This window comes from Martelella sp. (assembly GCF_984369615.1).
In genome coordinates, this window is the sequence record NZ_CFHTCS010000068.1 from 1 (window position 1) to 15,617 (window position 15,617).

Annotated in this window: 10 protein-coding genes; 3 read left to right on the plus strand and 7 right to left on the minus strand. The window is 65.1% G+C overall.

Translation table 11 applies throughout. The features are described 5' to 3' along the window. The coding region (locus tag AC5DC2_RS08010) for an aminopeptidase P family N-terminal domain-containing protein (protein ID WP_491698125.1) at nt 1-851 on the minus strand (851 nt) is incomplete at its 3' end. A 219-nt stretch (nt 852-1,070) separates the two neighbouring features. Here AC5DC2_RS08010 and AC5DC2_RS08015 point away from each other — a divergent pair. Continuing rightward, nucleotides 1,071-2,441 (plus strand): aspartate aminotransferase family protein, encoded by a 1,371-nt coding sequence (locus tag AC5DC2_RS08015; RefSeq protein WP_491698126.1) that lies wholly within the window; start codon nt 1,071-1,073, stop codon nt 2,439-2,441. 113 nt (nt 2,442-2,554) lie between these two features. Here the strand turns inward: AC5DC2_RS08015 and AC5DC2_RS08020 are convergent, their stop codons facing one another. From AC5DC2_RS08020 to wecB, 5 genes are all read right to left on the minus strand, one after another. Next, entirely contained in the window at nt 2,555-3,436 is an 882-nt protein-coding gene (locus AC5DC2_RS08020; RefSeq protein WP_491698127.1) for an alpha-amylase family protein, read from the minus strand. Continuing rightward, complete coding sequence (locus tag AC5DC2_RS08025) at nt 3,433-6,225, minus strand: NfrA family protein (RefSeq protein WP_491698128.1); 2,793 nt, start codon at nt 6,223-6,225, stop codon at nt 3,433-3,435. The genes AC5DC2_RS08020 and AC5DC2_RS08025 overlap by 4 nt, the downstream gene beginning before the upstream one ends. Continuing rightward, nucleotides 6,222-8,405 carry a glycosyl transferase family protein gene (locus AC5DC2_RS08030; RefSeq protein ID WP_491698129.1) on the minus strand — a complete coding sequence of 728 codons (2,184 nt, stop codon included), beginning with the start codon at nt 8,403-8,405 and terminating at the stop codon, nt 6,222-6,224. Before AC5DC2_RS08030 ends, AC5DC2_RS08025 begins: the two co-directional genes overlap by 4 nt. A gap of 18 nt (nt 8,406-8,423) precedes the next feature. After that, nucleotides 8,424-10,601 (minus strand): hypothetical protein, encoded by a 2,178-nt coding sequence (locus AC5DC2_RS08035; RefSeq protein ID WP_491698130.1) that lies wholly within the window; start codon nt 10,599-10,601, stop codon nt 8,424-8,426. Between the two features lie 108 nt (nt 10,602-10,709). Further along, complete coding sequence (gene wecB / locus AC5DC2_RS08040; RefSeq protein ID WP_491698131.1) at nt 10,710-11,855, minus strand: non-hydrolyzing UDP-N-acetylglucosamine 2-epimerase; 1,146 nt, start codon at nt 11,853-11,855, stop codon at nt 10,710-10,712. A 473-nt stretch (nt 11,856-12,328) separates the two neighbouring features. Between wecB and AC5DC2_RS08045 the strand changes: the two genes are divergently transcribed. Next, nucleotides 12,329-13,048: a phosphatase PAP2 family protein gene (locus AC5DC2_RS08045; RefSeq protein ID WP_051424095.1), complete on the plus strand. Its 720-nt coding sequence runs from the start codon at nt 12,329-12,331 to the stop codon at nt 13,046-13,048. A 262-nt stretch (nt 13,049-13,310) separates the two neighbouring features. Continuing rightward, nucleotides 13,311-14,342, plus strand: coding sequence for an aspartate-semialdehyde dehydrogenase (locus tag AC5DC2_RS08050; protein WP_491698132.1), 1,032 nt, complete (start codon nt 13,311-13,313; stop codon nt 14,340-14,342). A gap of 75 nt (nt 14,343-14,417) precedes the next feature. Here the strand turns inward: AC5DC2_RS08050 and AC5DC2_RS08055 are convergent, their stop codons facing one another. Then, on the minus strand, nt 14,418-15,452 hold the full coding sequence (locus AC5DC2_RS08055) for an Ldh family oxidoreductase (protein WP_491698133.1): 1,035 nt from the start codon (nt 15,450-15,452) through the stop codon (nt 14,418-14,420). Nucleotides 15,453-15,617 lie beyond the last annotated feature (165 nt).

The following is a 15,617-nucleotide window of genomic DNA, read 5'->3' on the forward strand; positions in this document are numbered from 1 at the left end:
TTGAGCCCAGCCACGGCGGTATCGGCGGCCGCCTTCATGTGGTCCGGCGGCGTGCCGAAGAAGATGGTGCGCGACAGCGGCGCGTGATAGCGGCGGTAGCAGCCCGCCTGTTCGATGAAGGTTGCCTCGCCCATGCGGAATTCATCGCTGTTCCAGGTGAGGTGCGGCGCGGAGGCATCGGCCCCGGAAGGCAGAAGCGGCATGATGGCGGGATAGTCGCCCCAGGCATCGTCGACGCCGTCGATCGCCGTCTTCAGCAGTTCGCCGACGAAACGGTTCTTCTTCATGCCCGGCTCGGCAATCTCCATGGCATGCGACATCACTCTGTCGGAAATCTTCGCCGCCTTGCGCATGAAGGCGAGTTCCTCGTCCGATTTGACCACGCGCTGCCAGTCGACAAGACCGGAACCATCGATGATCGTCGCCTCGGGAAGGCCTTCGACCAGCGCCTTGTGGCCGGCGGCGGAATAGTAATAGGCGGTCATCTCAACGGCGATGCGGTTTTTCCCGTGGCCGAGTTCCCGGATCTTGTCGGCCAGGTCATCCATGGGGTGGCAGCCGGCGGCCTGCACATAGCGGTCGGCGTAATAGATGATGTGGTCCTCATCGATATAGGAGGTGCGGCGCGCGCCGTTGGCATCCATCAGCCGGCCCCACCAGAACGGCATGCCGGTCGGGGTCACCAGCACGGCCTGATCGACGTAAAAAGACCAGCCGTCATAGCCGGTCAGCCAGTTCATGCCGGCCGGCGCGGTGACGACCAGCACATCGATGCCCCAGGCCTCCATGGCCTTGCGGGTCAGCGCCAGGCGGCGGTCATATTCGGATCGGGAGAAAGGCAGCGCTGGCATGGTTCCCTCATTTTATTTGTGCACAACAGACGCAGGCGATCAGAAAAATGCGTAAAAAGAAACGAAAATCGACAAATTTAGGCCCGTTTTCGGGTTGACTTTCATGCATTGTCGCTCTGTTGTATACAACACGTTTTCCATGTCCGGCGCAACAGGTTTCAAACGTCAAAAACATCCGGACGATGCAGTTCTTCAAACACCCGCACCGCGAGGACAAAGATGCTCACCAACGACCAGCTCGACCGTTTCGACCGCGAGAATTTCTTTCATCCCTCGACCCATCTCGCCCAGCATGCGCGCGGCGAAAGCGCCAGCCGCATCGTCAAGACGGGCAAGGGCGTGTTCATCGAGGACCGCGACGGCAAGACGCTGCTGGATGCCTTCGGCGGCCTCTACTGCGTCAATGTCGGCTACGGACGCGAGAGCATCATCGAGGCGATCGCCGAGCAGGCGCGGGAGCTTGCCTATTACCACGCCTATGCCGGCCACGGCACGGAAGCGGCGATCAACCTTGCCAAGATGGTGATCGACCGCGCGCCGGAGCACATGTCCAAGGTCTATTTCGGCCTGTCGGGTTCGGATGCCAACGAAACCAACATCAAGCTCGTCTGGTATTACAACAATATTCTCGGCCGCCCGGAAAAGAAGAAGATCATCTCGCGCTGGCGCGGCTATCACGGCTCCGGCCTGATGACCGGTTCGCTGACCGGCCTTCCCGGCTTCCAGAGGAAGTTCGACCTGCCGCTGGAGCGGGTGTTCCACACCACCGCGCCCTATTATTTCCGCCGCGACGATCTTGCCATGAGCGAGGCCGATTTCGTCGCCCACTGCGTCGCCGAACTGGAACATCGGATCGAGCGCGAAGGCGCCGACACGATCGCCGCCTTCATCGGCGAGCCGGTGCTCGGAACGGGCGGCATCGTGCCGCCGCCGGCAGGCTATTGGGACGCCATTTCCGCCGTTCTCGAAAAGCACGACATCCTGCTGATCGCCGATGAGGTCGTCACCGGCTTCGGCCGTCTCGGCAGCATGTTCGGCTCGGCGCATTTCGGCCTGAAGCCCGATCTGATCACCATCGCCAAGGGGCTGACATCCGCCTATGCTCCGCTTTCCGGCTCCATCGTTTCTGAAAAGATGTGGAAGGTTCTGGAACAGGGCACCGACGAGAACGGCCCGATCGGCCATGGCTGGCCCTATTCCGCGCACCCGATCGGGGCTGCCGCCGGCGTTGCCAATCTGAAGCTGATCGACGAATTGGGCCTGGTCAAGAACGCCGGCGAAACGGGAGCCTATTTCCGCGCCGCGATGAAGGATGCGCTCGGCGAACACGCAAATGTCGGCGATGTGCGCGGCGAGGGCATGTTGCTCGCCGTCGAATTCGTCAGGGATCGCCAGAGCCGCACCTTCTTCGATCCGGAGGAAAAGATCGGCTATAGGCTGGCCGCCGCCCTTCTCGCGGAAGGCGTCATCGCGCGCGCCATGCCGGAGGGCGATATTCTGGGCTATGCCCCGCCGCTGTGCCTGACCCGTGAAGAGGCCGACCGGATCGTCGCCGCGACGAAGAAGGCGGTGACGGCGGTTCTCGGCTGAGGGCAGGGCGTCGGAAGCGCCGCAGAGGGCGGTATTCCTCTCGCGGCAGGAAGCATCGGTCGTTCAGACTGTTGGCAGACGGCCCGCGCCGGGTTTGCAGCGTCTGTTCATGCTCAATCACGCTCGTCGATGCGTTTCACAAGTGCGTCGACGAGCGTGTCGTCGAGATAATGCGGGCCGTCAAAGAGATAGAGCGCGTATCCCTCCATGAGGGCGATTTGCGGCATGAGCTCCTGCACCGTCGCGGGCCGGAAGCCGCCCTGGGGGAGCGGGCGAAAGGCTTCGGCGATGACGCGCAGGCGATCCTTGCCGAGCCGGGCGGAAAGCGCGTCGGCATAGTCGCGCGCCGTCTGCGGGGAGCGCGCCGCGACGCCGGCACCGTCCTGGAAGAAGACGCCGACATCTGCCGGCAGCCAGGTCGAAAGCCAGTCGGCAAGGGCCTCGCCGCCGATATTGCTGTTGTCGTAGACGCTGATCCAGAGCGGGCGCGGTAGAAGCGCAAGCGCCTTTGGCATCACCTCCGCCGCCTCCTTCCAGGTCGGGTCCACCTCGACCGGAAAATAATAGCCCTCGACCGCGAGCGGCGGTTTCTTGCCTGCAATGGCGGCCGAGGTCCTTGCCAGCTGCAGCGCGTTCTCGCGCGCTTTCTTCTCGTCAAAATCGCCGGCAAGGCCGAGCGTGACATGCCGGGCCCAGGGCTCTTTGGCGATGCGCCGCCAGTCCGGCATCTGCGTGGGCGCCTTCCCGCCAGTGCCGCGGGCAAAACCGATACCGTCGACAAGGATCCACTGGATGAGAAGATGGTCCGCGCCGAGACGCTGCCATTCGCCCTCGGGCTTTGCGGTCGCATCGTCGACCTGCCAGACGATGCCGGTGACCGGCCCATCGATGCGCGCCGCGCGGTCGCCGGGCGACAGGATGAGGAAGCGCCCCAGAAGAAAGGCGCCGCCCAGCAAGAGCACGGCCGGCAGGACCCTGAGCAGGCGGCGGGTCATATCATCAGGTTGAGGGAAGCGAACCATCCGCGCGCCCTGTCGTCGCCGCCGAGCCTTGCCCGGTACTGGCCGTTGATATCGATATGCGACATCGGCGCTTCGTACCGCGTCTGGCGGAACCAGTAGCGCAGGTTGATCCCCGGTCCCGCGCCCAGCGCGAACTCCGTCGCATAGCTGTTGTTGTAGTCCGCCGCGATGCCGATATAGGGCGTGACGATGAGGGTCCCGTCATCGTTGAGCGCGAAGCTGCGGCCGAGGCTCGCATTTGCCAGGGCGAAATCCTCGTCACTGTCGAAATAGCGGCCCGCCTCGCCATAATACCAGCCCGTCCACCAGGCTTCCGAGCCGGGCATCAGGTCGGTGTTGAACCCGTCCGAGATGGCCGCCCGCACCAGCGTGTCGTCGCGGCTGTAGCGCCCGATCTTGAAGTAACGCGCGGCTTCCAGCGCCAGGTTGAGATTGGTAAACGGCTTGACGCGCACGCCCGCCGCTCCCTGCATGGTCGATAGCCCGACAGCGCCGCCGAGCGAATCGTAGACCGTGGTGAACTGGCGGACAAAGAGATCGACCGTGCGTCCGTCCCGGTAGCCGATGACCGGCGGTCGCCAGAAGACTTCCGAGCCGAGCTGCATGCTGCGCCCGGCAGACGCCGGCGGCGTGATGTAGCCGTCGGAAATGCCGGTGCTGCCGTAAAAGAGGCCGATATTGGCGCCCCAGCGCCGCGAAATGTCCGAAACCTCGCGTCTGAGGCTGAAAAGCCCTTCCGGCGACAGGGAGAGCCTGCCGGCATCCACCTCGTCGATTGCCCGTTTCAGCCAGGAGACCGCATCCTCGTTGTGGTAATCCCGCCTTGCGGCATAGGCCGCGTCAATCAGCTGGCTGCCGTCAAGATCGCCGGCCTGATAGGCCTTGCTGAAGGCGTCATAGGCAAGCGCGCGGTCGCCGAGGCGGGCGGCGAGATAGGCGGTTTCCGTCGGACCGATCGGCGCGAGAACGCCGTCCCCGGCGGCAGCGCGCAGGCCCGCGCGGGCGCGCCGGTTTTTGCCCTCGGCCATCAGCAGGTCGAGCCCGGCAATGGCCACATCCGCCTGCTGCCTCTCTCCCTTCGCCAGACGTTCCGCCTGTTCAAGCGCGGTCGCGGCGGCGGTGAAGCTCTCCATCGCGGTCAGCGCCTTTGCCCGCGCCAGCCAGACGGCGGCATCCGGGCTATCGCCGAGGGGCATGAGCGCCTGATAGGCGGTTTCGGGCGCATCCGTCGCCATGGCTGCGGCGGCGAGGTTCAGCCGGAGACCGGTCTCGTCTGCGGTTTCACCGGGCAGGGCGAGCGCCTGTTCAAAATCGGCGCGCGCGCCGGTCTGGTCCCCGAGCGCCTGCCGGATGACGCCGCGCTGGCCGAGCAGCGTGCGGTCCGGACCGAAGCGGGCGATCGCCGCATCGACGACGCGCAGCGCGTCTTCCCGGTCGCCGTTGCGATTGAGGACATCGACCAGCAGCACCTGATAGGAGCGGTTGCCGGGCGCGTGGCGCGCCGCCTGCCATGCGGGCCCAAGTGCTGCTTGCGGATCATCGCGCCGCAGCGCCGCATAGGCTTTTTCGGCGGCTCTTGCCGCCGGCGAGGCGGCGGCCGTTCTCGCCTTCATCTCCGCCAGGGCCTTTTCGGCATTGTCGAGAAGCGCGCGATAGTCATCATTGTCCGGCGCAAGCCGGACGGCATCTCCGGCATTGATGACGGCCTTGCGGTATTCGCCGTTCTCGTAGGCGCGGTAGGCGGCATCCGCTGCCTTGTAAGCGGGGTCTTCTGTTGCGGGGAGAGCTGCTTCAGGGGGCTTTTCCGGCGCTGCCGCGACAGGGCTTTGCGCCGCCTGCGCCGTCTGCCCGTCCCGCTCCTGCCTGATGCCGGCAGCGCGCTCGGAAAGCCGGCGGACGGCCTCGGCGTCGAGGCCCGGTTCGGCGACCGGTTCCGGCGGCGTGGGGTCGGCCTCCGCCGCTTCTTTGGCGGCCGCCGCCTGTCGTGCCCGCTCCTCGGCAAGGGCGGTTCTCGCATTGTCGAGCAGGGTTCGGTAATCATCGATTTGGGGCGCCAGCCTGACAGCTTCCTCGGCGGCGGCAACGGCCTCGGCATACCGGCCGCGCTCGAAGGCGCGATAGGCCGTGTCGGCGGCCTTGTAGGCGGGGTCGTCGGTTGAAAGGGGCGCGTCCTGCGCGTCTTCCGCTACGATCTCACCGGCTTCCTCGTCCGCTTCCTCTTGCGCGCGGCCTTCCCTGATGGCGGCGGCCCGTTCGGCGAGGAGGCGAATGGCATCGTCGTCAAGCTCGGGATCGATTGTCGCCTCGGAGGCTGCCGCCGCATTGGCGGCCTGATAGACCTCGGTGGCGGGGGCCGGCGTCGCAGCGACGGGGTCCTCTTTGATCTCGCCGGCCTCGGCGGCAAGCTGACGCCGGGTCTCGGCATCGACATCCGGGTCGGAAGCGGCAAAAAGCGCTGCCTCCCGCGCTTCGCCGTTGCGGCCTGCGGCGAGGAGGGCTTCCACCAGCGCCAGCCTCAGCTCGCCGGCATCCGGCCTCTGCCGGATCGCTTCCCTGAGATCCGCGATCGCCCTTTCGGCATTGCCGTCGGCAAGCGCCTGCCTGGCGTTTCGGTAGAGAAGAAGCGGCGGGCCGGTAAGCGGCAGATATTCGATCCTGACGGTGGCTGCGCCTGCTGTCGTCTCCTGCGCCGCGACGGGCGCCACGGTCTGCACGACCATTGCCGCGGCGATCAGCAAGGGGAAGGGCCGGAAAGCCTTCATGGCCGGGCCTCCTGTTCGCTTTCAGCCGCGTCCGGCGTCCGGTCCTGTCTTCCCCGGGCCCTGGCAATGCGGGCGCGCTGCTCCTCGAGCGCGTTTTCGATCGCCTCCCTGAAGACGACGTCCCGGTCGACGAGATAGGAGCCGATCAGCCCGTCACGCTCGGGCTGGTAGTCGACAAGCGCCTTCTGCAGCACGTCATTGGAAATCGCCCCGTTTTCGACCAGGATTTCGCCAAGCAGGGGAATATTGGCCTCAATGCGCTCTTCTCTCGACGGCGCCTTGTCCCGGCCTCTCGATGCAAGCAGGCGCAGGCCTCCGGCAAGCACCCGGTCGCGCACGACAAAATAGCGCGGTTCATAGCCGAGGCGGTTGGCGATCGCCGCCAGCGCGTCCTCGGCAAGCGGAAAGGAGGTTGCGAGCGCGAGCCTGTCGCTCTCCTCGTCGACCACCGGCAGAACCCGGTAGGCAAACAGGAAATCCGGCCTGAACCGGTCGCGCGCGGCGACCAGGTCCTCCTCCGTCACGGTGATCAGGTCGAGGCCGGACTGGAAGGCGACGGCCTCGGCCAGCACGTCTTCCTCCAGCCAGCCCTCGTCCAGAAGGATGCGGCCGAGCGGCACGCGTCTGGCCTTCTGCGCTTCAAGCGATGTTTCAAGCTGGGCGGCGTTGATGGCGTGCCAGGAGACCAGCAGGTCGCCCAGTTTCGTCTTGCGATCCACCAGACCGTCGCCGGTCGGGAAGTCATGCATGGTCTTGTCCCAGACCAGGCGTTTGCCGGTGAAGAGGTGGTTGAGATACTGGTTCCATGCCCGCGCCATCGCCATGAAGTTCACGAAATTGCCAACGATGATGCGCGGGATGGACAGGAGGCCGTGTTCCCAGCCGAATGTGCGCGCGGTAAAATAGAAGCGCTGCGAAATGCGCAGGAAAAGGGCCACGGCGTTCAGGATCAGGACAAGCCCGACCCAGCCTTCGACGGCAAGGAGCGGCGGATAGCCGCCCGGAAGGAGCCCGAATGTGAAGCCGAGCTGGAACAGGATATACTGGAACGCGAGGACATAGGCGAAGACGGTCACGAAGGTGGTGACCATGCCCTTGCGGTCGCGCAGCATGAAATAGCGGTCGATGAGCGAACCGTGCCAGCCGAAATAGGCCCAGCCCTGAAAGCAGATGCCGAGCGACCAGCGCGCCTTCTGGCGGTATGAGGTGCGGAAGGTATTGGGAAAATATTCCTGGACGCACAGCGCCATCCGCACGGTCATGTCCTTTTCGGGACCGAAGCCGAACCAGGTCCTGCGCTTGACCTGGTAGTCGACGGGAAAACGGGCGAGGATGGAGCGCATGCCGTGCTCGGCGAGCCGCATGCCGATATCGTAGTCCTCGGTCAGCGTCTGGGTGTTGAAGGTCTGGTTGCTGTCTTCGGCCGAAAGCGTCAGCAGCGCCTTGCGCGAAAAGCAGGTGCCGACCCCGGCCGATGGCACCATGCCGGAAAGCGCCTCGCGCACGACGATGTCCTTGCCGTGCCACTCGGCGAATTCATCCATATAGACGCCTGCGACAAGATCGGACCAATGCCGCTCCAGCGAGTTGACCGGGATCTGGATGAGGTCGATGCGCGGCAGCAGATAGTTGAAGAAACGCAGCTCGAGCGGGTGCAGGACATCCTCGCTGTCATGCAGGATGACGCCGGCAAAGGATATGCCGTGCCGCTCCTCATGGGCAAAGATCGCCTGCACCACCCAGTTCAGGCAGTCTGCCTTGCAGGTTGGCCCGTCATGCGGCACCTCCACGCGCACGAGCTGGCGATAGCGCCGCCGCATGCGTTCCACCTCGTTGATGGTCGCCGCATCATTGCGGTAGGTGCCGACGAAGACCGTGTAATGGCGGTAGTCGAGCGTGCCGACCATGCCCTCGATCATCGCCGCGATCACGTCGCTTTCGAGCCAGGCCGGCACCATGATGGCGATATGCTGTTCGGGGCGGCCCAAAAGCTGGTCCGGCGTCAGCGGCTTGTAGCGGCGCTCGACGGTGAGGCGCCGCTTGATGGCGCGCAGATAGAACACGGCATCGATGAACAGGTCGTCGACGCAGGAGACGAGGATGATGACGGCAACGGCCGCCGTCAGATATTCCAGCACCCGGTAGTAGTCGGCGATCAGGTAGGGCCAGTAGAGCTCCATGGTTCCTCCCCGGCCCGCTCAGCTCTTGTCGTCTCGCCTGCGCCGCTTGGCGATGCGGGCGAGCAGCATGAGCAGGACGAAGCCGCCGAGGATCAGCGCCGTCATCAGGACCGGCACCTGGCGGAACCAGAAATCGGTATCGGTGAGCAGACGCCAGGAGAAACTGAACGGCTTTTTGGTCAGGCGGTCGGGTTCGGTGTTGCGCGGCAGCGGCCGGCCGCTGGTCCTGACCTCTGCCAGAACGCCGTCGGCCCCGATGACGGCGACATCGCCGTGCCTGAGCCGGAGTGGCTTTTCGATGAGCGGTCCGACGCCGTCCGCCGCATAGGTGAGGCCCGGCGCGTCGCCGCCGGTTTCCGCCTGCAGCAGGGCGATGTCGGACAGTCCTGTTGCGTCGAACAGCGTCGTGCCCTTCGCAGTTGTGATCTGAACGGTATTGCCGTCGACGCTTGCGCGTTCGCTCATGCCTTCCACCGCCACGTCGAGGAACAGGAAAGGCCTGTCCGGTTGCGGGTAGGCGGGTCTGTCGGCCACGCTGAAGCCGGCGCGATCGGGCGCAATGCCGCTGGCGTCGGCCAGCGCGATGAGGTTCGGCAGCGTCGTCAGCGCGTCTTCGAGCCAGCTCTTGTTGACGACGACGAGGCTGTCGCCCGCGAGTCTCGCGGACACGCTCGAGAAGTCTACCGCTTCAGGGGCGGGCGCGAGTTCGACATAGCTGTCGGGCGAGATCGAAACGGGATAGCCCTGCGGCAGTTCCTGGCAATCGCCGGGCGCCGGCTGGCGCTGGACCCGCACGACGATCATATTGCTCGGCAGCAGCGTGTAGGCGGGGACGGAAACGGAAATCGCCTCCGGCATGCCGTCGGCCTCAAGCTGTTTGGCGCCCAGAAGCATGTCGTTGAGGAAGACTGATGCCACCGGTCGCGTCGCGGTTGCGCCGGGCGCGGCGGAAACGAAGACATGAATGTCTGATGGCACCATGCCGGGCGGAATATCGCCGCCGAGATCGGCCGTCGTTGACCACTCGCCAAGCCCCACGACGCTGAAATTGCTGTCGGAATCGCCCGGCGGAAGCAGGGCCATCGTGTCACCGTCGGCCATCGGCAACCGCGCCGTGCGGACGACCATGTCGCCGGAGATCGCGGTGCGGCGCCACCAGGTGCTGAAAAGGCCTGCGGCTTCCCCGGCGCCTTCCGGCTGGACGGCAAGCACCGGCTCGCCGCCGACAAGACGCATGCTGTAGGAGCCCGTCTCGAGCGGCAGCGACAATGTCTCCCGTTCCGCGACAAGCGCCTGGAATGCCTCCCCGGCAGCCGGGTCGGCAGCCGCAAGCTCTGCGCCGATCGCCTTCAGCGCGGCGTCGATTTGCGCGGAAAGGGTCTCTCCGGCGATCGCGATGTCCGCCTGTATCCCGGTGGCGGAGAGCACGAGAAGCGCGCCGATCTGGGCCGGATCGTCGATCTCGACCAGGCCGCCGTGCGAGAATGCTGCAAAGCCCGGGACGCTTTCGAGCGCCGCGGGCACCGTGATGGAAGAGGCGTCGACCGTGTCGCCGCGCGCCGGCAGCGCCTTCAGTTGCAGGGTCTTGCCGGCTCTTTCCAGCGCCACGCCCAGCCGCCAGGCCGCGTCGTAGCTCTCGCTGTCAAGCGCGTCGCCCGCGACCAGCAGCGTTACGCTTCGCTTGAACGCGGCAAACGCGCTGGAAACGGTCTTGAGGTCGGCGGCGTTGTAGCTGTATTCCAGAGAGGTATCGGGATGAACGAGCAGCCGGTTGCTGTCCGGCCCGGTGCCGTAGCAATAGAACTGCCCGACCAGGGGCTGCCAGGCAATGCCGAGGCGCACGAAGCCGTCCTCGCGCGGGGCGCCGTCAACGCCGATGTCGAATTGGGTCTTTCCCCTTTCGCCCTCCGGCGAGCGCGCGGCCACGGCATAGCCGTCAAGCGAGAGGATATAGGTGGTCTTGCCGCCGTCGCCCCGCAGATAGGTGCCGTCGAAGAACAGGCTCGGCTCGATCAGCGGCACGCCGGCCGGAACCGGGATGAAGATCTCGCGGTTGACCCGGTTCGCCGAGAACGAGAGCGGTTCGGTGATGCCAAGGTCGCTCAGTGTTACTGTCCGGGTGACGATGTCGCTTTTGCCGAGCGCGTGGAGCGCATCGGCCACCTCGCCGGCCTCGGTCGTTCCCTGGCTTGACAACAGGAAGAGGCTCCCGATAGCGACGGACAATGTGGCTTTGCGGCCAGCACTGTTTCTGCGAGTTGTCATATCGTCAGCTCCCTTCGGCGCTTTCGGCATTTCGCTTTGTCATTGCGCCGCCTTCGGGTCGAAAGGAGAGACCGGCCGTCCGGCCAGCGCATCGGCGATGCGTCCGGCGGCCTTGCCGTCTCCGTAGGGGTTGATGACGCGGGAAAAGCCTTGATAATGCGCCGCGTCGTTCAGAAGCCTTTCGGTTTCCGTGACGATCCGCTCCGCCTCCGTCCCCACCAGGATGACGGCGCCGGCGGCCACGGCCTCCGGCCGCTCGGTGACGTCGCGCATCACCAGGACCGGCTTGCCGAGTGAGGGCGCCTCCTCCTGCACGCCGCCGGAATCCGTCAGGATGATTTCGGCCCGCGTCATCAGATAAACGAAATCCAGATAGGCCAGCGGGTCGATGAGATGGACATTGTCAAGCGTGCCGAGCAGTTCATGCACCGGCCCCGAGACATTCGGGTTGAGGTGCACCGGATAGACGATCTCGATGTCGTCGCGTTTTGAAAGCCGCGCCAGCGCCTTGCAGATATTGACGAAGCCGCTGCCGAAGCTTTCGCGCCGGTGCCCCGTGACCAGAACCAGCCGACGACCGGGGCTGAGGAAGGTGAACCGCTCTTCGAGCGTGTTGCGAAGGCTTGCGTCCTTGCCAATGCGGCCGGCCGTCTCCTTCAGCGCGTCGATGACCGTGTTGCCGGTGACGATGATGCGGCCGCCGAGATGCTCGCGTTCGAGGTTTTCGGCGCTCGAAGCCGTCGGCGCGAAAGCGAGTGATGATACCACGTCGATCACCCGGCGGTTCATTTCCTCCGGCCAGGGCCTTGAAAGGTCATAGGTCCTGAGCCCCGCCTCCACATGCCCGATCTTTATGCCGCGGTGGAAAGCGGCAAGGCTCGCCGCCATCGCCGATGTGGTATCGCCGTGAACCAGCACGCAATCGGGCCGCACCTCTTCCAGAACCGCGTCAAGGCCGGCGATGACACGGCAGGAAAGGCTGTTCAGCGTCTGGTTCGGGGCCATGACGGCAAGGTCGAAGTCCGGAACGATGCCGAAGAGGTCAAGCACCTGGTCCAGCATCGCGCGGTGCTGGCCTGTGACGCAGGTCACGCCGGTGACAGCGCTGTCGCGCGCGATCGCGTTGACGACCGGGGCCATCTTGATCGCTTCCGGTCTGGTGCCGAATACGCAGAGAACTTTCACAACATGATTTCCTTAGATACCCGGCCCGCCGCGATCGCCGTGTCCTGCATCCGGTTCGGATGGCGTCCCCGGCCGGCGATGCCCCCCCGGGACTGCCAACCGAACCGGCGCAGCGGCGCAGTACTGATATTTTCGATATGATTTTTAGGAGGTCATGGTTAATTATCGGTTACGCAGCCATCGGCGCTGAATGCAACCGCCCTGTTCGCGCGCTGTCGCGGGCGCGAAACGGGTCCGCGGTCCGACATCCCGCGCCTTTCGGCGGAAACGGCCGGCGAGACCCCTGTCAGCGTTGAGTTCGCCTCGTTTTTCGGTTACGGTTTTTGCTGCATGGCCTCGAGCGCAGGCTCGGGCGGGGGAGATGCGGGGATAGAATGACAGTGCCTTATCGCTGGTTCAGCCAGCGGCGGAAAGTGAAAGACCGGAGTTGGCCGTGCAATCACTGGCGCGGTTTCCTCGTCGGGACGTTGGGCATGGTTCTCGTTGCCTTCGCGATCCTCGACTATCCGGTCGGGGTCATGAGCAAGCAGCTTGACCCGCTCCTGCACCAGTACGGCAATCTGCTCACCGATTTCGGCAAGTCGGACTGGATCCTGATCGTCAGTTTCCTCGCCATCGTCGTCGGTCTCGGCGCTGCCGGTACAGGCGACCGGCGCACGCGGGCCAAGGGCGTCTTCCTCGCCCAGGCCTCCAGCTTCGTCTTCGCGGCCATCGCCTTTTCCGGCATCGCCGTCGCCCTCATCAAGAACATGATCGGCCGCGCGCGCCCCAACATGCTCTATCACGAAATCGGCCCGTTCGCCTTCAGCCCGATGCAGTTCGATGCTGATTTCGCCAGCTTTCCCTCGGGCCATTCGACCACGATCGCCGCGATCTTCACCTGCGCCGCCTTCTTCATGCCGCGCCACCGCGTGATGTTCTTCAGCCTCGCCGTCATATTCGCCATGTGCCGCACGATTGTCGGCGCGCACTATCCGAGCGACGTCATCGCCGGGCTTGCCTTCGGCGCGTGGTGCACCTATCTCGTCGCGATCTTTTTCTCGCGTTATCGCCTGGTGTTCAGGATCGACGACGGCGGCTGGCCGGTGCCGCGCAACAGCATCAGGGCGCTTAAACCGGCGTTCATGCAACACCGCCATCCACCCGCTTCCAGGCAAACAGACCTTGACTTGCGGGCGCAAAAGGGCCATTAGCCTTCGCGGTTAAAGGATACGCATGGATGCTGCAGTCGATACGTCAAAGATCGGGCGATATCACCCTGGCGCTGGGCGCCGGCGGCGTTCATGCATCCGCAATTCTCACCGAAACGGCCAAGAAAACGACGACGAAAACCGTCTGACGTCTCTGGCCCTGCCGCTCTCTCCCCGGCCCGGCCGGGGACGGGAAGGCGCCGTCAAGGCCGCTCTTCCGCTCCCGCCCACCAGGAGGAGAGAAACGAAAGAGAGCTAAATCATCATGGGTTTCAAGATTGCAGTCGCCGGCGCCACCGGCAATGTCGGGCGCGAAATGCTGTCCATCCTCGCAGAGCGCGGTTTCCCGGCCGATGAGGTCGTCGCGCTCGCTTCCAGCCGTTCCGTCGGCAAGGAAGTCTCCTTCGGCGACAAGACGCTGAAGGTAAAGAACCTCGAGAATTACGATTTCTCCGACACCGATATCTGCCTGATGTCGGCGGGCGGATCGATCTCGCAGAAGTGGTCGCCGAAGATCGGCGCCCAGGGCTGCGTCGTGATCGACAATTCGTCCGCCTGGCGTTACGACGCCGACGTGCCGCTGATCGTGCCGGAGGTCAATCCGGATGCCGTCGAGGGCTTTGCCAGGCGCAACATCATCGCCAATCCGAACTGCTCGACCGCCCAGCTCGTCGTCGCGCTGAAGCCGCTGCATGACGCGGCGACCATCAAGCGCGTCGTGGTCTCCACCTACCAGTCGGTCTCCGGCGCGGGCAAGGACGGCATGGACGAGCTGTTCAACCAGACCCGGGCCGTCTTCGTCGCCGATCCGATCGAGAACAGGAAGTTCACCAAGCGCATCGCCTTCAACGTCATTCCCCATATCGACGTCTTCATGGAGGACGGCTACACCAAGGAGGAATGGAAGGTTCTGGCCGAAACCAAGAAGATGCTGGACCCGAAGATCAAGGTTACCTGCACCGCCGTGCGCGTTCCGGTCTTCATCGGCCATGGCGAATCCGTGAACCTCGAATTCGAAAAGGAGATCACGGCCGAGGAAGCCCGCGAGATCCTGCGCGAGGCGCCGGGTTGCCTTGTCGTCGACAAGCATGAGGATGGCGGATACGTCACCCCCGTCGAATGCGCCGGCGAGGACGTCACCTATATTTCCCGCATCCGCGAGGACGCGACCGTGGAAAACGGCCTGGCGATGTGGGTGGTCTCCGACAACCTGCGCAAGGGCGCGGCGCTGAATGCCGTCCAGATCGCCGAGCTTCTGGTGGCCCGCAACCTGGTCAAGCCGCGCGCGACCGCCTGATCGGGCCGGAGAGTGCTGCAGTCTGCGAGACGGCGTCGGGAGACCGGCGCCGTTTTCCGTTCTGCCCTCTCCGCGCTACCGCGCCCGTCGCAGACGCGCGGAAAGCGCCTCGATATCCTCCAGCACCGCGCGGCGGACGGGCATGGGCCTGTTCGCGTTGCGCCGGCGGGCCGCATACCGTCTGGCAGACGGCAGGCGGGCGCCCGTATCGGTGATCCCTGCAAACAGGCCTTCCGCCCTTGCCGCGTTTTCGGCGACCGCAGAGCCGAGGAAGGAAGCCGGGTCGAAGGCCAGGATCAGTTCGCCATGCATGGGAACCACGCCCGCGCCTTCATCATGGGCAAGGGACTGCGCGCTTGTCATGTCGCCGATCAGCGGGCCGGCGAGAAGCTCGATCATGGCCGAAAGGGCCGAACCCTTGTGACCGCCGAAGGTCAGCATGGCGCCGTCGATGGCGGCCATCGGATCGGTCGTCGGCTCGCCCGCCGCATCGACCGCGACGCCCGCGGGCAGGGGCGAATTGGCGCGGCGGTGCAGCTCGAGATCGCCGCGGGCAATGGCCGAGGTGGCGAAGTCGAAGACGAAGGGGTCTTTGCCGGGGCGGGGCCAGCCGAAGGCGATCGGATTGGTGCCGAAGGCGGGACGCGCGCCGCCGGCAGGCGCCACCCAGGCATGGCTTACCGTCATGGCGAGCGCGACGAGGCCCTTGTCCGCGATCGCCTCGATCTCCGGCCAGAGGGCGGAGAAGTGATAGCAATTGTTGATCGCCAGCGCGGCAAGCCCCGCCGTCCTTGCCTTTTCGACAAGATGCGGCAGGCCTGCCTCGAACGCCGTCAGCGAGATGCCGCGGCGGGCATCGACGCGCACGATCGCCGGCGCCCGGTCATCGACCGCCGGCGTCGCCTTCGGGTCGACCTTGCCCCTTTCCGCAAGCTCGGCGCAGGAGAGCAGGCGGTAAAGCCCGTGGGAATGGCATTCGTCGCCCTGCGCAAGCACCGTTGACGCGGTGATGGCGCGCGCATGGTCGGGGCCATAGCCCGCAAGGCGCATCACCTCCTCGCCCAGTCTTGTTGCCGCCTCGCGCGTGATCGTGGTTTCGTCGCCGGACATCATGCTCCTTTCGCCGGTTTGGGTTGCGGATGCCGGCGTGCCTGACGGCCAGATCGAACGGATCTCGCCCAGCGGGTGGATTTTCGGCAGGCTGCCGAGCGCGACAAGCTTACAGCATCGGCCCGAAAATCGGAATCGATTTTCGGAAAGCACGATGCGTAGATT